Below are 19,784 nucleotides of genomic sequence, written 5' to 3'. Positions count from 1 at the left end.
TTTTGTGATTTTTGTGATTTTTGTGAATTTTTGGGTTGCGGGTGTTTGGTGTTGGGACTAGAACCCCCTTCACCGGCGGCGCTGAGGCGCTACGGGGCGGACGGAACGGACTGGACGGAAGGTTCAGGAAGGGAAGTTCGGAGAGAATTCGAGGCAGTATTGACGCGGTTTGCGCCAAGTAAGATTGGCGCTTCGTGTTGGTTTTTGTCTCTGGGGCTTAGGTTCCGACGCTGTTTGACAATAGAATACACTGAAGAGATATGTGGGCGGTTTGGTTCATTTCGATGGATCAACGTCTGTATATCAACGCTCTTAGGCTTCGGCCGATGATGGAGTGTCAGCTTCACTGTTTGTACGGCTTTCGCTACTTTGTAGCTGAAGCACACAAACAGAGAAAACTCATGTTGGTTTCAGTAATGCCAATATGGGTGATGTGCAGAGGTTCGAACGTCAAGGATAAGCATGTAAGTGCTTTTCAACTTGAGAGTTTGATCCTGGCTCAGAACGAACGCTGGCGGCAGGCCTAACACATGCAAGTCGAGCGCGCCCTTCGGGGTGAGCGGCGGACGGGTTAGTAACGCGTGGGAATATACCCAAAGGTAGGGAATAGCCTCTGGAAACGGAGAGTAATACCCTATGGGCCCTTCGGGGGAAAAATTTATCGCCTTTGGATTCGCCCGCGTTAGATTAGGTAGTTGGTGGGGTAATGGCCTACCAAGCCTACGATCTATAGCTGGTTTTAGAGGATGATCAGCAACACTGGGACTGAGACACAGCCCAGACTCCTACGGGAGGCAGCAGTGGGGAATCTTGGACAATGGGCGCAAGCCTGATCCAGCCATGCCGCGTGAGTGATGAAGGCCTTAGGGTCGTAAAGCTCTTTCGCCAGGGATGATAATGACAGTACCTGGTAAAGAAACCCCGGCTAACTCCGTGCCAGCAGCCGCGGTAATACGGAGGGGGTTAGCGTTGTTCGGAATTACTGGGCGTAAAGCGCGCGTAGGCGGATCAGAAAGTTGGGGGTGAAATCCCGGGGCTCAACCCCGGAACTGCCTCCAAAACTCCTGGTCTTGAGTTCGAGAGAGGTGAGTGGAATTCCGAGTGTAGAGGTGAAATTCGTAGATATTCGGAGGAACACCAGTGGCGAAGGCGGCTCACTGGCTCGATACTGACGCTGAGGTGCGAAAGTGTGGGGAGCAAACAGGATTAGATACCCTGGTAGTCCACACCGTAAACGATGAATGCCAGTCGTCAGCAAGCATGCTTGTTGGTGACACACCTAACGGATTAAGCATTCCGCCTGGGGAGTACGGTCGCAAGATTAAAACTCAAAGGAATTGACGGGGGCCCGCACAAGCGGTGGAGCATGTGGTTTAATTCGAAGCAACGCGCAGAACCTTACCAACCCTTGACATCCTAGGACAACTCCAGAGATGGAGCCTTCCTTCGGGACCTAGTGACAGGTGCTGCATGGCTGTCGTCAGCTCGTGTCGTGAGATGTTCGGTTAAGTCCGGCAACGAGCGCAACCCACATCCTTAGTTGCCAGCAGTTCGGCTGGGCACTCTAGGGAAACTGCCCGTGATAAGCGGGAGGAAGGTGTGGATGACGTCAAGTCCTCATGGCCCTTACGGGTTGGGCTACACACGTGCTACAATGGCAACTACAGTGGGTTAATCCCCAAAAGTTGTCTCAGTTCGGATTGGGGTCTGCAACTCGACCCCATGAAGTCGGAATCGCTAGTAATCGCGTAACAGCATGACGCGGTGAATACGTTCCCGGGCCTTGTACACACCGCCCGTCACACCATGGGAGTTGGGTTTACCCGAAGGCCGTGCGCCAACCTTTCGAGGGGGCAGCGGACCACGGTGAGCTCAGCGACTGGGGTGAAGTCGTAACAAGGTAGCCGTAGGGGAACCTGCGGCTGGATCACCTCCTTTCTAAGGATGTTTCTAGTCATCATAGAGTTCGCTCTTGATCGTGAAACACTTAGCAATGATCAGCAATCAAAGCTGGTCGCATCAATCGGACCAGGCCGTCCTCATATCTCTTCAGTCACCGAGCCCTGAATGCAGGGTTCTTCAAGGGGCCTTAGCTCAGCTGGGAGAGCGCCTGATTTGCATTCAGGAGGTCAGGAGTTCGATCCTCCTAGGCTCCACCAGATATACGGCCCTGGATAACCACGAGGGGCTAAACGCCGATTTTGCAAAGCAAAATCAGCTGGGTCGGTAGCTCAGGTGGTTAGAGCGCACGCCTGATAAGCGTGAGGTCGGAGGTTCAAGTCCTCCTCGACCCACCATATCCCTTCGATTTGATCGTTAAGCACCGTTTTTGGTTTTTAACCGTCCAATCGGACGTCGCTTCTTCGGAAGCATTGACATCGTTTAGAGAGAAATCAATCAACACTGTTTGATCGCGCCGAGTGTGGCGTGGATCTCAGTTCGGTTCCATTCTCGTGCTCAAGTAGCCGCAAGGCGGTAGCACACTAAGAGAGTGGAAGGCATTTGACACGAGTGTTTCCTCGCTCCGTCTTATGTATCCCGGCTGAAACGAACAGAGTTGTCCAAGTCAAGTACACTAACCCGAGTGTTCCGCACGGAACACTCAATGTCCGCTTCACCGACATGAAGCGGGCGGGAAAGTATGCTTTTGGTTCAGGAAGATAAGCTGCAGTTACTTACCAGCTACTGCGGTCGAAAGACGTCAGTTTTTCTCTTTCTGGATCAAATCAAGCGCGAGAAGGGCGTTTGGTGAATGCCTTGGCAGTAAGAGGCGATGAAAGACGTGATACTCTGCGATAAGCCATGGGGAGCTGAGAATAAGCTTTGATCCATGGATCTCTGAATGGGGGAACCCACCTGAAAGTTCATTATTATTACTTCGGTAGTTAATAATGTTCTTAACCAGGTACTTAAGACCTGAATACATAGGGTTTTAAGAGCAAACCCGGGGAACTGAAACATCTAAGTACCCGGAGGAAAGGAAATCAATTGATACTCCCCTAGTAGCGGCGAGCGAACGGGGACCAGCCGAGCCGGATGAGTGATTGGAACATGTTGGGAAGCATGGCCATAGCGGGTGACAGCCCCGTACAAGAAGCTCTGATGGACGTATTAAGTAGGGCGGAACACGTGAAATTCTGTCTGAAGATCGGAGGACCACCTTCGAAGGCTAAGTACTCCTTACTGACCGATAGTGAACCAGTACCGTGAGGGAAAGGTGAAAAGCACCCCGACGAGGGGAGTGAAACAGTACCTGAAACCGAACGCCTACAATCAGTCGGAGGCTCCTTGCGAGCTGACGGCGTACCTTTTGTATAATGGGTCATCGACTTGGTCTCACGTGCAAGCTTAAGCCGTTAGGTGTAGGCGCAGCGAAAGCGAGTCTTAATAGGGCGTCGAGTTCGTGGGATCAGACCCGAAACCGAGTGATCTAGGCATGACCAGGCTGAAGGTAAGGTAACACTTACTGGAGGGCCGAACCCACACCTGTTGAAAAAGGTCGGGATGAGTTGTGCCTAGGGGTGAAAGGCCAATCAAACTCGGAGATAGCTGGTTCTCTGCGAAATCTATTTAGGTAGAGCGTCATCCGAATACCCCGGGGGGTAGAGCACTGGATGGGTAATGGGGCCCCACAGGCTTACTGATCCTAACCAAACTCCGAATACCCGGGAGTACTAGATGGCAGACACACTGCGGATGCTAACGTCCGTAGTGGAGAGGGAAACAACCCTGACCTACAGCTAAGGCCCCCAATTCATGGCTAAGTGGGAAAGCAGGTGGGATGTCCAAAACAACCAGGAGGTTGGCTTAGAAGCAGCCATCCTTTAAAGATAGCGTAACAGCTCACTGGTCTAATTAAGACGTCCTGCGGCGAAGATGTAACGGGGCTCAAGCCATGAGCCGAAGCTTAGGATGCCGTAAGGCATGGTAGCAGAGCGTAGTGTGACATAGTTCCATGCGTCTTTAACCTTCTTCGGAAGGTGTTGGACGCAAGGAGCTTTCGATGAAGCGGGCGCGTGAGCGATCCCGTGGAGAGATCACTAGTGAGAATGATGACATGAGTAGCGACAAAGAGTGTGAGAGACACTCTCGCCGAAAGTCCAAGGGTTCCTGCTTAAAGCTAATCTGAGCAGGGTAAGCCGACCCCTAAGGCGAGGCCGAAAGGCGTAGTCGATGGGAACCAGGTTAATATTCCTGGGCCAGGAAGAGGTGACGGATCTCGAAGGTAGTTCATCCTTATCGGATTGAATGGGCTGCTGAGAGGTCCCTGGAAATAGCCCTTCCATGAGATCGTACCCTAAACCGACACAGGTGGACTGGTAGAGAATACCAAGGCGCTTGAGAGAACGATGTTGAAGGAACTCGGCAAAATACCTCCGTAAGTTCGCGAGAAGGAGGCCCGGTTCCTAGGCAACTAGGGGCTGGGGGCACAAACCAGGGGGTGGCGACTGTTTATTAAAAACACAGGGCTCTGCGAAGTCGCAAGACGACGTATAGGGTCTGACGCCTGCCCGGTGCCTGAAGGTTAAAAGGAGGGGTGAGAGCTCTGAATTGAAGCCCAGGTAAACGGCGGCCGTAACTATAACGGTCCTAAGGTAGCGAAATTCCTTGTCGGGTAAGTTCCGACCTGCACGAATGGCGTAACGACTTCCCCGCTGTCTCCAACATCGACTCAGCGAAATTGAATTGCCTGTCAAGATGCAGGCTTCCCGCGGTTAGACGGAAAGACCCCGTGCACCTTTACTACAGCTTCACATTGGCATCAGGCACAACATGTGCAGAATAGGTGGTAGGCTTTGAAGCAGGGACGCCAGTTCCTGTGGAGCCTCCTTTGAGATACCACCCTTGTTCTGCTTGATGTCTAACCGCGGTCCGTTATCCGGATCCGGGACCCTGTGTGGCGGGTAGTTTGACTGGGGCGGTCGCCTCCTAAAGCGTAACGGAGGCGCGCGAAGGTTGGCTCAGAGCGGTCGGAAATCGCTCGTTGAGTGCAATGGCAGAAGCCAGCCTGACTGCAAGACTGACAAGTCGAGCAGAGTCGAAAGACGGCCATAGTGATCCGGTGGTCCCGAGTGGAAGGGCCATCGCTCAACGGATAAAAGGTACGCCGGGGATAACAGGCTGATACTGCCCAAGAGTCCATATCGACGGCAGTGTTTGGCACCTCGATGTCGGCTCATCTCATCCTGGGGCTGGAGCAGGTCCCAAGGGTACGGCTGTTCGCCGTTTAAAGAGGTACGTGAGCTGGGTTTAGAACGTCGTGAGACAGTTCGGTCCCTATCTGCCGTGGGTGTAGGATACTTGAGAGGAGTTGCCCCTAGTACGAGAGGACCGGGGTGAACGATCCACTGGTGGACCTGTTGTTGCGCCAGCAGCAGTGCAGGGTAGCTATGATCGGACAGGATAACCGCTGAAGGCATCTAAGCGGGAAGCCCCCCTCAAAACAAGGTATCCCTGAGGACCGTGGTAGACCACCACGTCGATAGGCCGGAGATGTAAGCATGGTAACATGTTCAGTTGACCGGTACTAATTGTCCGATAGGCTTGATTTGATCCAGTAAAAGAAAAACTGGAACCAAAACAAAAGCATACAACCCCTACAAAACACAAAACTTGGACAGCCCGAGACATTCCAACATGTGTCTCTGTTGATTGATCTTCTTCGATGAACTGGAACAGCCAGCCTGACATAACTCAGGTGCGGCAACCGGTATTTGCTGCGCAAATGCCCTGCCTGCCGCCAAATCCAGTCATCGAAGATAAATGGATTTTTCTTGGTTTGGTGGTCATAGCGCAAGTGAAACACCCGGTCCCATCCCGAACCCGGAAGTTAAGCACTGCTGCGGCAATGGTACTGCGTCTCAAGGCGTGGGAGAGTAGCTCACCGCCAAACCTAGTAAAATCCAATACTCTAATACGATCAAAAATACCCAGACCAGCACAACACGCTAGGTCAACTGTCGCGGGATGGAGCAGCCCGGTAGCTCGTCAGGCTCATAACCTGAAGGTCGTAGGTTCAAATCCTACTCCCGCAACCAAAAACAGCCAATAAATCAAACGCTTAGAACCCTAGTAAAACACTGGGGTACTACGCGTGCGGTTTTACCTCAACGCCACCTCAACGTTTGATGAGTCGTGTGGAAATACCGCATCGAATCAATGCCGTGGAAGTTGTCCCGAACGATTGATTCCTGCCACGCCAGGTCACCGCAGTGGCTTCAAAACTCCAATTGCCCTTTAACCCTTCTCAGACAGCACCCCCACATGCGCTACGAGTCTGTGATCGGAGTCGAACAGCGGACATTCGCCAGGATCATTCGCAGCTGCAGAGAAGCGGGGCTTTGCACACCTTCGCAGCCTTTGACCCAATTGGTGTTTCCGGCCCACATCAGCGGAGGGGTTCATTTGGTCCAGGAGCGGCCAGACGGCGGCGCCAGCAGCCACGGTGCCCGCTCCTGCCGTGGCGTAGAAGATAAAATTCCGGCGTGTTGTGTCCTCGGACATGGTGCTTATGTCGCGATTTCTATGTGGCGAGAGCGCAGGAGGGGCAACGACGCACGTGTAATGTTTGGTAAGCAAGGCCCGCTTTCGCGGCCGCGCAGGAGTGCGATCTCGTTCGACTAGCGATGAGGCGCAGCACCCCTGGCCAACATCAGATGATGTTCCTGATGATGCGCACCAATCGCCATCAGACCAAAGAAGCCAAGCCCTTGGATCTGCGCGGCATCGCCATCGACAGTGAGATTGACACGGTCATCGAACTCCTCGGTTGAAACGTCCCAGCCGGTCTCAGTTGCCAGGAAAGGTGCGTGCGCAGGCACCATGGACCGAACGGCTTCAAGTACGCGCGGAGTTCCGCGTATTTCGAAGCGAGCACCCTCGGGACGGGGCACGGAAATGACCTCGGCCTTGGTCGTCAAAAGATCCATGTCGACAAGATGTCGTCTGAGACTGGCAATATCGACCGAGTCCCAAACCGTTTCGGGGTCTTCTCTGAGGATCATCACGATCTCGGCCAAGGCGGCAAACCCGGATTGACCGGTTTCCTGCGGTCCGCCCATCGCATGTCCTGTGCCGCCATGGCTATGTTGCGCGGATACCTGGCCCGCAAGTGAGAGGGACAGTAGGATGAGGACAAAGCGCATGATCGGATCCTTTGTGCAGATGCATTTTACGAGATCTAGCAGAGGCGCCTGCAGTCAGATATGATTTCAATCATATGCTACCTGATCCATACAATCGTCTGCCGGATATCGCACTGCATCGCGTGAGCGCTGCGTCGCGCGAGACTCTGTTCCTGCAAGGATCGGTCACAAAGGGTCTCTACGTTGTGCTGGCCGGGCGTGTGCATCTTGAACGAATGGGGCCGAACGGCGAGCGTTTCGTCATTCACCGCGCGACCGCAGGCACGAGTTTCGCCGAGGCGTCTATCTTCTCGGACAGGTACCATTGTGACGCGGTCGTCATCGAGGCAGGCGACCTCATTCGGATCGACAAAGCAGCAGTCTTGGCGGCATTTGCGGACGCCGATTTTGCACTGTCCTACGGGCGCCGGGCGTCGCGGCAGATACAGGCCCAGAGGCAACTCCTCGAAATCGTCGGGATCCGGCGCGCCGAGGACCGGGTGTTGGCTGGTCTTGTGGCCGGTTTGCTCGACAGTACTGTTGTAGACTTCGCGGCGTTATTGCAGCTCAGCCCTGAAGCGGCCTACCGCGCCCTTCGTGCGCTCGTGGAGGCAGGACAGGTCATCAACCCGTCACGCGGCGAATATCGGCTCCGGGCCGCCACCTAGCTGTGGCTGGCAAAGACGGAGGTCGCGCCGTCGGATCCCACAAGCAAGGTATCAAAAATGTCACCGGCCCCGGCCCCCCCCATGCCGGGCGAACTCATCGGCATACCTGGGACGGTTAAACCGCGCGCCACCGGTTGTTCTGCCAGCAGCCGCTTGATGTCCGAGGCAGGCACGTGGCCCTCAATGAAATAGTCGCCCACGACTGCAGTGTGACATCCAGCGAGTTCCGGTGCGATTTGTAGCCGGTCTTTGAACGCATAAAGCGCATCCTGATCGATATCCTGGGCCTCGACTGCGAACCCTGCCTGCCGAACATGTTCAACCCAGGCGGTGCAGCACCCACATGTCGGGGATTTCAAAACCTTGATGACCGGGACCGCGTCTGCGAAGATGGGGCGCGCCAGTGCCGCTGCGGTACCGGACATCAGAAAAACTCGTCTGTTCATGCGTCAATCCTTTTCAGTGTTGGTCGGAATAATAGCCTCGCCGGACTTGTCGTCGAGAGTGTTCTCTTCATGCAAAGTCCTTTGCCCGGATATGTCGAGATCTTGCGCATGCGTCTCGTCGAGACAATTGGTCTCCAATTGCAAGGTGACCATGTGAAAGCCGTGCTCGTGGGTCAAGCGGTTGTACGCGTTTTCGAGAACTCCGGAAGCATCCGCGGGATCGGCATGGCGCAGGTGGGCCGAAAATGCGTGTTTTCCGCTTGTTAGGGTCCAGGCATGTACGTGGTGGACATCGAGGACGTGCTCCTGTTCGCGAAGATCTGCGATGACTGCTGGAAGATCTGTATCTTCCGGCGTCCCTTCCATGAGGATGTGAACCGCTTCGCGGATCACGCCGATGGAGGCCCAGAGGAGCACGACGCCGAACGCAGCTCCGAGGATCGGGTCGATTGCGAGAAAGCCGGTGAACTTGATGACCAAGGCGGTCACGATGATCAGAAGGCTACCGACGAAGGTCTGGATGATATGCCAGAGCGCGCCACGGGCGTTCAGATCGTCTTTGCTTGATTGCCACATAAGGCCGAGCGAGATGACCTCGGTGACCAATCCACCGAAGGCCACCCAGAGCATGGGACCCGTCGGCAGATGGATCGGATTGCCGAGCCGCATGACGCCCATCCAGATCACAAGAAGGGCCATGCCCAACAGAAAGCCGCCATTGACGAGCGCACCGATGATCTCGGCGCGATACCAGCCAAAGCTGCGTTCCGGATCAGCAGGCCTGCGAGCGATACGCTGCGCGACAATGGCTACGAGAACCCCACCGACCGCCGAAAGTGTGTGAAATGCATCGGACAGGACAGCAATCGAACCCGTCCATAGGCCAACCATCAGTTCGATGACGAAATAGATACCCGTCAGCCAGGCGGAGATGAACAGCGCCTTGCCTGACGTGGGCATGTGTCCGGTGTGAGAATGGGATGCCATGTCAGCTTTCTTTCCTTGTAGGGCGGCGTTCGCGCCAAATCGCGACAAGCAGGGACAATGCGGTAAAGCCGCCGAGCGCGACTGCCGTCCAGGTGGCGGTGCGGGCATCCCCGTTCATGGCCTCGCTGCCGAGATGCGCGAGAAAAAAACTCGCCGGGATGATTCCGGCCAGGGTCGCAAGCGCGAAGCGCCACAGATGCAGTTTACTCAGCCCGGCCGCATAGCTGATCATGTCGAAGGACAGAAACGGCAACAGCCGGCTTCCGAAAACCAGAAAAGACAGGGTGTTCTGCGACCCGAGAAAGTGCGGGCCTGTCTTTTGGCCAAAGTGGCGTTCGACAAAGGGGCGACCAAGCCCGCGTGCCAACAAAAAGGCGGCGAGTGCCCCCAGTTCCGCTCCGAGAACGACAAGTAGCGTCCCGAACGTGTGACCATAGGCGGCGCCAGCAGCGAGCGCGATCGGGGCGGAGGGCAACGGACTTGCAACGATTGCCGCCGTCATGAGAGCGACCACAAGTACGGGCCCCATAAGTCCCGCGGCATCGATCCAGCGGTCAAGGTCCTCACGTTCGGGGAGATTGATGTCGAAGCCCAGAACATCCGGCAATGCTTGAACGGAAATCGCGAGCACCAGAAGGAGCAGAAGGGCAAGACGGGACATCATGGCCAACCCCACGGCTGCCTGGCGACCTGGTCAGAGTTTTGTTGTATCGCACGTATCATGAGGCGTGACATAGGGATTCCAGTCGCTGGAAGGTCAAGGGCCAACATCGCGTTGATACATTTTGCGACAAAGGAAGTTCGGGTCATTTGGGAAAGATCAATCTATTCTGCGCGTTATGACATGCCGAATAAAAACCAGAGATCGTAGGCGCTCGCAGAGCCTGCAACGCGCGAATACATGGATCGGACTCCTTGGATTGGTGATCGCGGCGATTGGCTTCGTGCTGCCGCAACCCGTAACGGCTGAGATGCGTGCTGCGCTTATTGATCAAGTAGAGGACATTGATCTGCCGTCGCCGCCAGGAGCGCATGAGCCGTCTCTTACGAGCCACAATGGCGTACTCTACACGAGCTGGATCGAACACGAAGGGGATCGAACCAAAGTCATGATGGGCCTCCGGTCCGCTCAGGGCTGGTCCGAACCGCGCCTTGTGCATCAAGGGTCCGATCTCTTCGTGAACTGGGCCGACTTTCCCGGCATTGCCGTCTTCGACGATGGCGCGATCGCGGTTCACTGGCTTCGCGAAATTGGCCCGTCGAGTTTTGACTATCAAGTCGAGGTCGCGTTGTCGCGCGATGGCGGCACGTCCTGGAGCAAACCGCTGATCCCCCATGAAGACAGGTCTTTCGCGCAGCACGGGTTCGTGTCGATGCTGCCTGCGGGTGCGGATGGTCTGGCCGTCATCTGGCTCGATGGACGGGCCTATGGGGCCGATCGCAGTGAAGCGTTCACAGTGCCTGACGCCATGCAGTTGCGGGCAACGACGCTGACAAGCGACGGCTCTCTCGGCCGCGACGTTGCCCTCGATGTGCAGACCTGCTCCTGCTGCCAGACAAATCTCGCCGCGACCGGAAATGGCACCATACTCGCCGCTTACCGAGACCGGACGGATGGAGAGATCCGGGATATCTCCGTCGCGCGGCTGACGGTCGATGGATGGCAAAGGCCCGTGACGGTTCACCATGATGGGTGGGAGTTGGCGGGATGCCCGGTCAATGGTCCGGCAATTGCTGCCGACGGCGATCACGTGGCCGTCGCATGGTTTACAGGGGCAAACGACCTTGCGGCGGTCAAGGTGGCCTTTTCCGGCGACGCGGGCCGCAGCTTCGGCGCGCCGGTCCGGGTCGATCTCGGCAATCCAATGGGCCGGGTCGATGTCGAACTGCTTGAGGACGGGACCGCGTTGGTGTCCTGGGTCGAATGGACCGACGGGAAGGAAGTGCTCATGCTGTGCCGGGCGGAAAAGGAGAGCGGATGTGTGGCGCAGGAGATGCTGGCGACAAATTCGGCAGGTGCGTCCGTGAACTTTCCAACCATGGCTCGACTGGGCCGCGACATCTTCATCGCCTGGACCCAGCCTGACGGGACGGGCGACCGCATTGCCATGCGCCGGATCAGACTGACGGAGATCGACTGATCATGTCCGCCCCGCCACATATCCTGGTGGTCGATGACCATGCCGAAATACGGCAATCGGTCACGCGCTATCTGCAGAAAAATGGGATGCAGGCCACCGGTGCGGGCAACACGTCCGAAATGGATGACCATCTGGGCAAGGAAAATGTCGATCTGATCGTGCTGGATATCATGATGCCCGGAGAAGACGGTCTAGCTGCCTGCGCAAGGTTGCGCCGCGAACATCGGATGACCCCTATACTCATGCTCACCGCTCTCGGCGAAGATGACGATCGCATTCGTGGGCTCGAGACGGGAGCAGATGACTATCTCCCAAAACCTTTCAATCCGCGCGAGCTTCTGGCCAGGATCAATGCCATTCTGCGCCGTGCAGGCGAGACGTCCTCGCCACACGGCGGCACGCTTGCAGGAAAACGCGCGAAATTCGCCGGTGTCACGTTTGACCATGATGCCAGTCAGGTGTCCAAGCAGGACGGCACAGCAAACACGGTGACAACTGCAGAAGCGAAGCTGCTGTCGGTCTTTCTGGAACGTCCACGCGAGGTCATCAGTCGGGATGAACTGCTCGAGTTGAGCGCCGGGCGCATCGCCGGGCCTTTTGATCGGACGATAGACAACCAAGTCTCGAGACTGCGCAGGAAGATCGAACCGGATGTCTTGCGGCCGCGGATCATCACGACCGTGCGCAATGGCGGCTATTGTCTGAATTGCGACGTGGATCTCGAGACTTGATGCGCATGGGATTTCGCACACAGATCGCCATCCTCGTTGTGTCGGTCCTATTCGTCGCGCAGGTCGTCGGGTTTTGGCTATTCGTGGATGAACGGTCTCTGGCAGTGCAGGCCGCCATCGGGAGCGAGGCGGCGGGGCGTGCAGCCAATGTTGCCCGCCTCATCGAAGCCGCGCCGCCCGATTTGCGCGATGAGATCGTCGCGGCGGCGACCTCGCCCCTGGTGCGCTTCGAGCTTGGTGATGGGCCTTCGGTCACCCATACGCATCATGATGAGAACGGTGCCGTGGAGGCTCGAATTCGCGCGCTCTTGAACGATGGTTACAGTCGGGACATCCGAGTTGAAGTCCATGAAATCGAACAGGGTCTTCTCCCGTTGCCGAATCTATCGCCAGAAATGGCCGAGATGCACGCCGAAATGATGCAAGGACGTTTGGCGGCCATTGAAATGGAGGTATCGATCGCAATCGCGGGTGGCCGCTGGTTGAACGTCGCAACAAGGTTCGAGCGTCCGCCGATCCAGTGGTCCTGGGCGTCCACGCTGTCATTTGTGCTGACGTCGGTGGTGCTGCTCCTGGCCGTATTCTGGTTTGTTCTGACGCGCTTGACGCGTCCTTTGAACGAACTCGCGGCGTCTGCGGAGGAATTCGGTCGGGGGGGAGGAGAGGGGCCGATTACGCCTGTCGGTCCGACAGAAGTTCGGGATTTGACGATCGCCTTCAACGACATGCAGGCGCGCCTTGCGCGTTTTGTCACGGACCGCACCCAAATGCTTGCGGCACTTGCACATGACTTGCGTACGCCCCTGACAGCGCTGCGGGTCCGGGCCGAGATGGTGGACGATCCCGAGACCAAAGATGGCATAGCGACATCGCTCGAGGAAATGCAGGAGATGGTCGAAGCCACATTGGCCTACGCACGCGGCGTGGGTCAGGGCGAAGAGTTACAGCGCCTCGACGTGGCGGAATATCTGTCTGAACTCCACAAGGATACACAGGGCGAACTCGATCTGCAAATGGGACCCGAGGCGGTGGTCCAGATCAAGCCTTTGGCCATGCGGCGCGCACTGCGCAACCTGATCGAAAATGCCCAACGTTACGGGCGCAGCCCTGTCCTTTCTTGGGATGCGTCTGATGCTGGTGTCGAAGTACGGATCGACGATTGCGGACCCGGGATCCCTGAAGATCGCATCAGAGACGTGTTCCAGCCCTATCAACGGATCGAACAGTCCCGATCTCTTGAAACAGGCGGCCATGGACTGGGGCTCTCTATCGCGCGCAGTATCGTTCTGGAGCATGGCGGTGCCATAGACTTGTCGAACCGCGATGAGGGTGGGTTGCGCGCGCGCGTGGTGCTGCCTCTGACCGGCACGTCCGACGTCGGCGAGCGCTTGGATCGGGGATATCACGACCTATTGGAGGTGCCAGGACACGGAACCTGACCGGCTTTCCAGCTGCTGCGTTGATACATATCATTACAAAAAACCAAAGCGCCAAACGTTCCTGAAATCTTCCATGTCCGCTAGAAAACAAGGCAATCGACATGGAATGAGGCAGAACCATGCAATCAAGAAACCGATTCCTGATGTCCAGACGCGCGTTCGCGGGCAGTTTGGGTACAACACTCCTATTTGCGCCGTCCGTTGTTACTTCTGAGACCACTGAGCCTGTTCGACGGAACGTTTCGTCCTTTCGTACCCACGCTTGGGAAGACCATTTCGACACTCTCGGGGTTGGGCTGATCATCTCGGATACGTCATCCAAGGTCATCCAGCATTGGACCGCTGAGGGAGAGATGCGTCTCTACCCGACGTCTGTTCCTATCTCGGAAGAATTGACCCGGCGCGGCTACACAGAAGTTGTCGAGAAGCGAAAGAACCCGAGTTGGGCGCCGACGCCATCCATGCGCGAACGCAACCCTGAATGGCCACTGCGCATTCCGGGCGGTGATCCAGCCAATCCGCTCGGCACGCGGGCCCTTTATCTTTCTTGGCAGTATTACCGGATCCACGGCACGCAAGACACGCGCAAGATCGGTCGTCGCTCATCGAATGGCTGCATCGGTCTTTACAATGAACACATTGAAGAGGTGTTCGATCGCGTCCCGGTCGGCACACAGGTCAAGCTGATCTGATGGGACGATACACTCTCATCGCGGTTGCTCTGGCAGCATTGCTGGGCTTGGGCTTTTGGTGGTCGGGACAAGGTGATGTGCCGGATGTTGCGGTTGCCACGCAAAGAAGTGGTCCAGCAATGGTCGATGTCGCAGTGCCGGAGACGCTTTCAGCAAACGCAGAAATCGGCAAAATGGCCTTCGAGGTAAAATGCGCGGCCTGTCATGGCGCGAATGCGGCCGGACAGGATGGAGTCGCACCTCCCCTCGTGCACAAGATTTACGAACCGAGCCACCATGGCGACGCGGCCTTTCTTCTGGCGGCCAAGAATGGTGTCCGGGCACACCATTGGCGTTTTGGCAACATGCCGCCTGTCGAAGGCGTGACCGATGGCGATGTGAAGATGATCGTGGCTTACGTCCGCGAATTGCAGAGAGCGAACGGGATCAATTGAATGAGTTGGACTTCCGTATCACTCGTGCTGACAACATCGGTCGTCGCCTTTGCAGCCGCAGGGTGCACGCCGATGGGGCGAGGCCCGCACCATCAATACGGACCCAACCATGACAGAGGTTCCCACTATGGATACGGCTCGCAATGCGCGGAATACTCAGGTGACTTTGGGCACCGCGGCGCAGGCCGAAACCCCGCACCGGGACCGGGGGCCGGAAGCCATCCGTGTTGGGAAGAAACATAATCCAAGGTTGGAGCCAGAAAACTTTTTGAAACAAGGAGAATCCGATGCGCCTTAGACTTGTAATAGCTGCGTTTTCGCTAACAACACTTGGTTTCGCCGCCTTTGCTCATTCTGGCGCGACCGGTGTGATGAAGGAGCGGATGGATGCAATGGGCGAAATGGGCGACGCCATGAAACGCCTCACTCCCATTATGCGTGGCCAGACCGCGTATGACCCAGACGTTGTGCGAGACACGGCTGACAAGATGATCGGTCACGCCGGCACCCAGATGACCGAGCTGTTCCCGGAAGGTTCAAATGGAGCCCCGTCGGAGGCGCTTGACGCGATCTGGGAGGATTGGGAAGAGTTTGCTTCTCTGGCTGAAGCCCTGCGCACCAGTGCAGAGGGCATGAAGCTGGCTGCAGACAATGGCCTTGCCGGCCCCGGAGACATGCCCGGCGGCGGCATGATGGGGACCGGTCAGACCATGATGGGCGGCGGCCAGGGTGTGATGGGATCGGGTCAAGGCATGATGGGGGGCAAACCAGGAAAGATGATGACTACCGAAATGCTAGCGGAGATGCCGGTAAATGCCGGGTTCATGGCCGTGACGCAGACGTGTTCGGCCTGTCATCAGAAGTTCCGGGCCGAGGATAATTGACGCGTGCGGTTGCTGTTCCGAGGACTCTTGCTGGCTGCGACTGTTGGCGTGACGGGCGCTGTTGCCCTCGTCGCCTGGCCAATCGGGATCGAGCCGCCCGGCACACTCGAGATCCTCGAAGGCAACGTGGATCGCGGGGCCTATCTGGCGCGCGCTTCAGGATGCATTGCGTGCCATAGTAATTTCGAAGTAGGAGGCGCACCGCTGGCCGGGGGCGCGCCGCTTGAGACAGACTTCGGAACCTTCTACCCGCCAAACCTGACAACCGATCCCGATCACGGGATGGGAGCTTGGACGATCTCCGACTTTGCGCGCGCTGTCCGGCAGGGCATTTCGCCAGAGGGCGAGCCGTACTACCCCACTTTCACTTTTCCGTTCTACGCGCGGTTCTCGGATCAGGACATCGCCGATCTCTGGGCGGCTTTTCAGACCGTTCCTGCGGTTCCAGAGCCGTCACCAGCGCACGAGGCCAGTTTCCCATTTGATCAACGCTGGGGGCTGAAGCTTTGGCGGGCGGCCTATTTGTCGGAGCCGGACACCGATGCGGTTGAAGAACGCAGCGATGCCTGGAACCGCGGCAAATGGCTGGTGAGGGGGGCTGCGCATTGCGGCGCTTGTCACACGGACCGAAACTTTGCCGGGGCCCGGATCACGGACCGGATCTTCGCCGGAAACGACAGCCTGCCTGGCGGCAAAAGCGCGCCCTCGATCCTGCCCACCGATTTGCAGGCCGCTGGTTGGGACGCGGACAGCTTGGCCTATGCCTTGCGCACCGGGATCACGCCAGAGGGTGATGTGTTCGGTGGGAGTATGGCGGAAGTCGTGAACGATGGAACGGCGTTTTTGAGCGATGCTGACCTTGCCGCCATGGCAACCTACATCCTGGGCAACGACCTGTCCGAGAATTGAGAGATATTAATGACCCTGAACCTCAGCCGCCGAAAGTTTCTTGCCACTGGTGCCGCGCTGGCAACTCTTGGCACAGGACGAACCTGGGCGGGCGCCACAAGCGACCTGCATACGCGTGTCGCCGATGTCCAGCTTCTACCAGAGAAGTATGGGCAGACCCGCATCTGGGGTTTTGACGGAATGGCGCCGGGTCCGGAAATCCGGGTGGTCCAGGGCGCGCGGGTTCAGAGGCGTCTCATCAATGACTTGCCCAACGCGACCTCCACCCACTGGCACGGAATCCGTATCGACAACGCGATGGACGGTGTTGCAGGTCTCACCCAGGACGCCATCGCGCCTGGATCAACGTTTCAGTACGACTTCGTGGCACCTGATGCGGGCACTTACTGGTACCACGCGCACAACCGGTCGTTCGAACAGGTGGCGCGCGGACTTCATGGCGCGCTGATCGTCGAAGAGCCAGAGCCGATCGATATCGACCGCGAAGAGGTTCTGATCCTTGACGATTGGCTAGTCGACCCAGAGACCGCGCAGATCGCAGATACCTTCGGGGCAATGCATGATTTCAGCCACGCCGGGCGGCTTGGCAACTACATCACCACGAACGGCGCCTATAACCTCTCAATGCCGGTCAAACGGCACGAGCGCCTGCGTGTGCGCATGATCAACGCCGCAAATGCGCGCGTTTTTCAGCTGGCGCTCGATGGTCTCGAAGGCTGGATTGTTGCGCTCGACGGCATGCCGCTCGCCCAACCTAGGCCCATCGATGGGAATATCGTCCTGGCGCCCGCGCAGCGGGTCGATCTGATCGTTGACGTGATCGCGGAAACTGGCGACACCGGACATATCGTGCAGATCGACCGCACCGAGAGTTTCTCGCAGGTGGCATTCGAAGTGACTGGAGACGCTACCCGTGCGCGCCGGGACGCTCCCCGCGCGCTGCCGCCGAACGTCCATGCGATGCCCGATCTGGCCGACGCCACAAACCTTGAATTGCTCATGGAAGGCGGTGCCATGGGCGGCATGCGGGGTGCAATGATGGGCGGGCAGATGTCTTCCATGCGCGACATGATGCAGTCCGGCAATTTCTGGGCTTTCAACGGTGCGGTCGGCGGCATGGACGGCGCGCCTCTCGCGGCCTTGTCGCGCGGCGAGACGGTGCGTCTGAAGATCACCAATGACACTGCGTTCCCCCACGCGATGCACCTGCACGGAATGCATTTTCACGAGATCGCACCGGACGGGAGCCTTGGGGCACTTCGGGATACGACGCTGCTGAATCGTGGCGAGGTCCGCGACATTGCGTTCGTCGCCGACAACCCCGGCAAATGGCTACTGCATTGCCATATGCTGTCGCACGCAGCCTCCGGCATGATGACTTGGATCGACGTGGCATGAACCGTGGTGCCGCAATAATTGGAGCCGCATTTGTCGTCGTAGGTGGAGCCGGGATCTTTTTCTGGATGGCGAATGCGGCAGGCTCCAATAACGGTGTGATGCCGAAAGACGTGGATTTCACGGCGGGCCAAACCCTTTACGTCGAGAATTGTGCGTCCTGCCATGGTGCCAGTCTGGAAGGGCAGGAGAACTGGCAAAGCCCGGGCGAGGACGGTCGCTTGCCGGCACCGCCGCATGACGAGACCGGCCACACCTGGCATCACGGCGATCAAGTTCTTTTTGAGTACACCAAGCTTGGTGGCCGCGCGCTGATGGCAGCTCAGGGCATGGAATTTGACAGCGGTATGCCAGGCTTCGGGGATCAGCTCTCGGATCAGGAGATCTGGAACATTCTTGGATACATCAAGTCGACCTGGCCCGACCGAATACAGGAAATGCAGGCGGTGCGGACCGAAGGCGAGACGCGAAAGAGGGGAAATTGACATGAAATTGGTACGGAAATTGATCACGGCGGCGGTCCTCGTTGTCCCGCTAGCCGCACAGGCCGATGGTCTGAGCGAGGATCGCGTCAAGGAACTCGTGCTTGAGGCCATTCGCGAGAACCCCGAGATCGTATTGGAGGCGGTTCAGATCATTGAGCAACGCGAGCAGCAGCGTCAGGCCGCAGCCGCTGCAACCGTTCTGTCCGAGAACCGCGATATACTGGAAAACGACCCGAATGCACCGGTGCTCGGCAACCCAGAGGGCGATGTGACAGTTGTCGAGTTCTTCGACTACAACTGTCCCTATTGCCGCCGCGTGAAGCCGCATATCGAAGCATTGCTGGAAGAAGACCCGAATGTCCGATTGGTCTATCGGGAGTGGCCAATCCTGGGCGACGGGTCCGTCTTTGCGGCACGGGCAGCGCTCGCCGCACGCGAGCAGGGCAAGTACGAAGAGTTCCATTGGGCGCTCATGGGAATGGCGGGACGCGCCGAGGAGGCCTCTGTAATCCAAGTGGCCGAGCAGGTCGGTCTGGATGTCGCGCAGCTGCGGCGCGACATGGAGTCTTCAGATATTGATGCTCATATCGCAGCGTCGATGGAACTGAGCCGCGCGCTCGGTTTTAATGGAACACCATCCTTCGTGATCGGTGATGCCCTCGTTCCCGGCGTCATCGAGGCAGACCAGATGATTCGTCTCGCAGAGGAAGCGCGCACAGCAGGCCAGTGATCTTAGACCGGAGCCGCCTCGTATCCCGCAGACTTGATTGCTTCGATCACGGCCCCGTCGGTTTGTGATGTTGTGACTTCAACCGTCCGGGCGTCGAGGTCGGTTGAAACCTCCGCTGCGGGATCGAGAATTGCGATTTCTTCGGTGATTGCAGCGGTGCAATGGCCGCAGCTCATGTCTGGGACGTGGAATTTCACATGAGGTCCTTTCCTGACTTGGGCTCAAGATAGAGATTCCAGCGGGTGGAAGGTCAAGTGGAAGTCGGTGGGTAAGGCAACACAAAAAAATTTCATCTGCCCTATTGAGCTTCCAGTCACTGGAAGCCCTATATCAGTCATGAACTCAGATGAGGCGAACCGAAATGACCCAAAACTCGCAAGTCACTCTTAACATCGACGGCATGACCTGCGCGTCTTGCGTTGGACGTGTTGAAAAATCCCTTTCGGCGCTGGAAGGCATCTCCGATGTCTCCGTCAACCTCGCGTCTGAATCGGCGCGGCTGTCCGCCAACGACCCGGCCCGTCTGCAAGACGCTGCTCAGGCGCTGGATACGCTGGGCTACCCTGCGCGGACTGCCAGGGTCACCCTCAACTGAGAACGCCGGTGGAATACTGCACCACGTAAGCGGCGAGATTGTCTTGCTGCAGATGGGCTGATTGGCCTGTCCTGTTAGGCTCTTCGTTTTGACGGAGGGCGGGATTGAAGCACGTGGATTTGTA

17 protein-coding genes, 3 tRNA genes, 3 rRNA genes and 1 pseudogene are annotated in these 19,784 nt (G+C 57.4%); 18 read left to right on the top strand and 6 right to left on the bottom strand.

Translation table 11 applies throughout. The features are described 5' to 3' along the window. Positions 1 to 476 precede the first annotated feature (476 nt). From TRM7615_RS00120 to TRM7615_RS00095, 6 genes are all read left to right on the top strand, one after another. Positions 477 to 1,938 (top strand): 16S ribosomal RNA (locus TRM7615_RS00120). Between the two features lie 145 nt (positions 1,939 to 2,083). Beyond that, positions 2,084 to 2,159, top strand: a tRNA-Ala gene (locus TRM7615_RS00115). A gap of 61 nt (positions 2,160 to 2,220) precedes the next feature. Next, positions 2,221 to 2,297, top strand: a tRNA-Ile gene (locus TRM7615_RS00110). Between the two features lie 427 nt (positions 2,298 to 2,724). Further along, a 23S ribosomal RNA gene (locus TRM7615_RS00105) occupies positions 2,725 to 5,552 on the top strand. Positions 5,553 to 5,778: 226 nt separating this feature from the next. Further along, a 5S ribosomal RNA gene (rrf, locus tag TRM7615_RS00100) occupies positions 5,779 to 5,893 on the top strand. Together the 16S, 23S and 5S rRNA genes with 3 tRNA genes alongside form the textbook arrangement of a ribosomal RNA operon. 68 nt (positions 5,894 to 5,961) lie before the next feature. Further along, positions 5,962 to 6,038: transfer RNA gene (locus TRM7615_RS00095), tRNA-Met, on the top strand. A gap of 346 nt (positions 6,039 to 6,384) precedes the next feature. Here TRM7615_RS00095 and TRM7615_RS25845 read toward each other — a convergent pair. Both TRM7615_RS25845 and TRM7615_RS00085 read right to left on the bottom strand, forming a co-directional pair. Beyond that, positions 6,385 to 6,504: pseudogene (locus TRM7615_RS25845) on the bottom strand (ubiquinol-cytochrome c reductase iron-sulfur subunit N-terminal domain-containing protein); the annotation flags it as partial. 116 nt (positions 6,505 to 6,620) lie between these two features. After that, positions 6,621 to 7,145 (bottom strand): hypothetical protein, encoded by a 525-nt coding sequence (locus TRM7615_RS00085; protein WP_108784892.1) that lies wholly within the window; start codon positions 7,143 to 7,145, stop codon positions 6,621 to 6,623. A 74-nt stretch (positions 7,146 to 7,219) separates the two neighbouring features. Between TRM7615_RS00085 and TRM7615_RS00080 the strand changes: the two genes are divergently transcribed. Further along, the gene (locus tag TRM7615_RS00080) at positions 7,220 to 7,792 is read left to right on the top strand and encodes a Crp/Fnr family transcriptional regulator (protein ID WP_108784891.1); all 573 of its coding nucleotides are present in this window, start codon (positions 7,220 to 7,222) and stop codon (positions 7,790 to 7,792) included. On the opposite strand, the gene TRM7615_RS00075 is transcribed toward TRM7615_RS00080, so the two are convergent. From TRM7615_RS00075 to TRM7615_RS00065, 3 genes are read right to left on the bottom strand one after another with little or no spacing between them, the layout of a single operon-like run. Next, entirely contained in the window at positions 7,789 to 8,238 is a 450-nt protein-coding gene (locus TRM7615_RS00075) for a DUF411 domain-containing protein (RefSeq protein WP_108784890.1), read from the bottom strand. The two genes, TRM7615_RS00080 and TRM7615_RS00075, sit on opposite strands and share 4 nt — an antisense overlap. Before the next feature lie 3 nt (positions 8,239 to 8,241). Beyond that, the gene (locus tag TRM7615_RS00070; RefSeq protein WP_108784889.1) at positions 8,242 to 9,225 is read right to left on the bottom strand and encodes a cation diffusion facilitator family transporter; all 984 of its coding nucleotides are present in this window, start codon (positions 9,223 to 9,225) and stop codon (positions 8,242 to 8,244) included. Between the two features lies 1 nt (position 9,226). Then, entirely contained in the window at positions 9,227 to 9,889 is a 663-nt protein-coding gene (locus tag TRM7615_RS00065; protein ID WP_108784888.1) for a TVP38/TMEM64 family protein, read from the bottom strand. A gap of 259 nt (positions 9,890 to 10,148) precedes the next feature. On the opposite strand from TRM7615_RS00065, the gene TRM7615_RS00060 reads away from it, so the two are divergent. The 10 genes from TRM7615_RS00060 (at position 10,149) to TRM7615_RS00015 (ending at position 19,065) form a co-directional block, all read left to right on the top strand. Further along, entirely contained in the window at positions 10,149 to 11,366 is a 1,218-nt protein-coding gene (locus tag TRM7615_RS00060) for an exo-alpha-sialidase (RefSeq protein WP_165821331.1), read from the top strand. A 2-nt stretch (positions 11,367 to 11,368) separates the two neighbouring features. Beyond that, complete coding sequence (locus TRM7615_RS00055) at positions 11,369 to 12,097, top strand: response regulator (RefSeq protein WP_108784886.1); 729 nt, start codon at positions 11,369 to 11,371, stop codon at positions 12,095 to 12,097. Then, entirely contained in the window at positions 12,097 to 13,536 is a 1,440-nt protein-coding gene (locus tag TRM7615_RS00050) for an ATP-binding protein (RefSeq protein WP_108784885.1), read from the top strand. Before TRM7615_RS00055 ends, TRM7615_RS00050 begins: the two co-directional genes overlap by 1 nt. A gap of 143 nt (positions 13,537 to 13,679) precedes the next feature. Further along, positions 13,680 to 14,228, top strand: coding sequence for a L,D-transpeptidase (locus TRM7615_RS00045; RefSeq protein ID WP_235823977.1), 549 nt, complete (start codon positions 13,680 to 13,682; stop codon positions 14,226 to 14,228). Between the two features lie 119 nt (positions 14,229 to 14,347). Next, positions 14,348 to 14,662: a c-type cytochrome gene (locus TRM7615_RS00040; RefSeq protein ID WP_235823976.1), complete on the top strand. Its 315-nt coding sequence runs from the start codon at positions 14,348 to 14,350 to the stop codon at positions 14,660 to 14,662. 287 nt (positions 14,663 to 14,949) lie between these two features. After that, positions 14,950 to 15,546, top strand: coding sequence for a c-type cytochrome (locus TRM7615_RS00035; protein WP_108784882.1), 597 nt, complete (start codon positions 14,950 to 14,952; stop codon positions 15,544 to 15,546). Positions 15,547 to 15,558: 12 nt separating this feature from the next. Then, positions 15,559 to 16,455 carry a c-type cytochrome gene (locus TRM7615_RS00030; RefSeq protein ID WP_108785444.1) on the top strand — a complete coding sequence of 299 codons (897 nt, stop codon included), beginning with the start codon at positions 15,559 to 15,561 and terminating at the stop codon, positions 16,453 to 16,455. Positions 16,456 to 16,464: 9 nt separating this feature from the next. Then, on the top strand, positions 16,465 to 17,853 hold the full coding sequence (locus TRM7615_RS00025) for a multicopper oxidase family protein (RefSeq protein ID WP_108784881.1): 1,389 nt from the start codon (positions 16,465 to 16,467) through the stop codon (positions 17,851 to 17,853). Between the two features lie 65 nt (positions 17,854 to 17,918). Then, on the top strand, positions 17,919 to 18,335 hold the full coding sequence (locus TRM7615_RS00020) for a c-type cytochrome (protein ID WP_108785443.1): 417 nt from the start codon (positions 17,919 to 17,921) through the stop codon (positions 18,333 to 18,335). Between the two features lies 1 nt (position 18,336). Continuing rightward, positions 18,337 to 19,065, top strand: coding sequence for a DsbA family protein (locus TRM7615_RS00015; RefSeq protein ID WP_108784880.1), 729 nt, complete (start codon positions 18,337 to 18,339; stop codon positions 19,063 to 19,065). Between the two features lie 2 nt (positions 19,066 to 19,067). On the opposite strand, the gene TRM7615_RS00010 is transcribed toward TRM7615_RS00015, so the two are convergent. Then, a complete protein-coding gene (locus TRM7615_RS00010; protein WP_207775203.1) occupies positions 19,068 to 19,262 on the bottom strand; it encodes a heavy-metal-associated domain-containing protein in 195 nt (64 codons plus the stop codon). 164 nt (positions 19,263 to 19,426) lie between these two features. On the opposite strand from TRM7615_RS00010, the gene TRM7615_RS26100 reads away from it, so the two are divergent. After that, on the top strand, positions 19,427 to 19,660 hold the full coding sequence (locus TRM7615_RS26100) for a heavy-metal-associated domain-containing protein (protein WP_108784878.1): 234 nt from the start codon (positions 19,427 to 19,429) through the stop codon (positions 19,658 to 19,660). Positions 19,661 to 19,784 lie beyond the last annotated feature (124 nt).

Origin of the sequence: Falsiruegeria mediterranea M17, from assembly GCF_900302455.1 — a bacterium.
In the GTDB taxonomy this organism is placed as follows: domain Bacteria; phylum Pseudomonadota; class Alphaproteobacteria; order Rhodobacterales; family Rhodobacteraceae; genus Falsiruegeria; species Falsiruegeria mediterranea.
The sequence above is the reverse complement of the archived record's forward strand: the minus strand, read 5'-3'. Positions and strand labels throughout refer to the sequence as shown.

Bases quoted from the DNA above. Each gene is read 5' to 3' on its own strand.
- TRM7615_RS00085 (WP_108784892.1), bottom strand. From the start codon at position 7,145: ATGCGCTTTGTCCTCATCCTACTGTCCCTCTCACTTGCGGGCCAGGTA.
- TRM7615_RS00080 (WP_108784891.1), top strand. From the start codon at position 7,220: ATGCTACCTGATCCATACAATCGTCTGCCGGATATCGCACTGCATCGC.
- TRM7615_RS00075 (WP_108784890.1), bottom strand. From the start codon at position 8,238: ATGAACAGACGAGTTTTTCTGATGTCCGGTACCGCAGCGGCACTGGCG.
- TRM7615_RS00070 (WP_108784889.1), bottom strand. From the start codon at position 9,225: ATGGCATCCCATTCTCACACCGGACACATGCCCACGTCAGGCAAGGCG.
- TRM7615_RS00065 (WP_108784888.1), bottom strand. From the start codon at position 9,889: ATGATGTCCCGTCTTGCCCTTCTGCTCCTTCTGGTGCTCGCGATTTCC.
- TRM7615_RS00055 (WP_108784886.1), top strand. From the start codon at position 11,369: ATGTCCGCCCCGCCACATATCCTGGTGGTCGATGACCATGCCGAAATA.
- TRM7615_RS00050 (WP_108784885.1), top strand. From the start codon at position 12,097: ATGCGCATGGGATTTCGCACACAGATCGCCATCCTCGTTGTGTCGGTC.
- TRM7615_RS00045 (WP_235823977.1), top strand. From the start codon at position 13,680: ATGTCCAGACGCGCGTTCGCGGGCAGTTTGGGTACAACACTCCTATTT.
- TRM7615_RS00040 (WP_235823976.1), top strand. From the start codon at position 14,348: ATGGTCGATGTCGCAGTGCCGGAGACGCTTTCAGCAAACGCAGAAATC.
- TRM7615_RS00035 (WP_108784882.1), top strand. From the start codon at position 14,950: ATGCGCCTTAGACTTGTAATAGCTGCGTTTTCGCTAACAACACTTGGT.
- TRM7615_RS00025 (WP_108784881.1), top strand. From the start codon at position 16,465: ATGACCCTGAACCTCAGCCGCCGAAAGTTTCTTGCCACTGGTGCCGCG.
- TRM7615_RS00020 (WP_108785443.1), top strand. From the start codon at position 17,919: ATGGCGAATGCGGCAGGCTCCAATAACGGTGTGATGCCGAAAGACGTG.
- TRM7615_RS00015 (WP_108784880.1), top strand. From the start codon at position 18,337: ATGAAATTGGTACGGAAATTGATCACGGCGGCGGTCCTCGTTGTCCCG.
- TRM7615_RS26100 (WP_108784878.1), top strand. From the start codon at position 19,427: ATGACCCAAAACTCGCAAGTCACTCTTAACATCGACGGCATGACCTGC.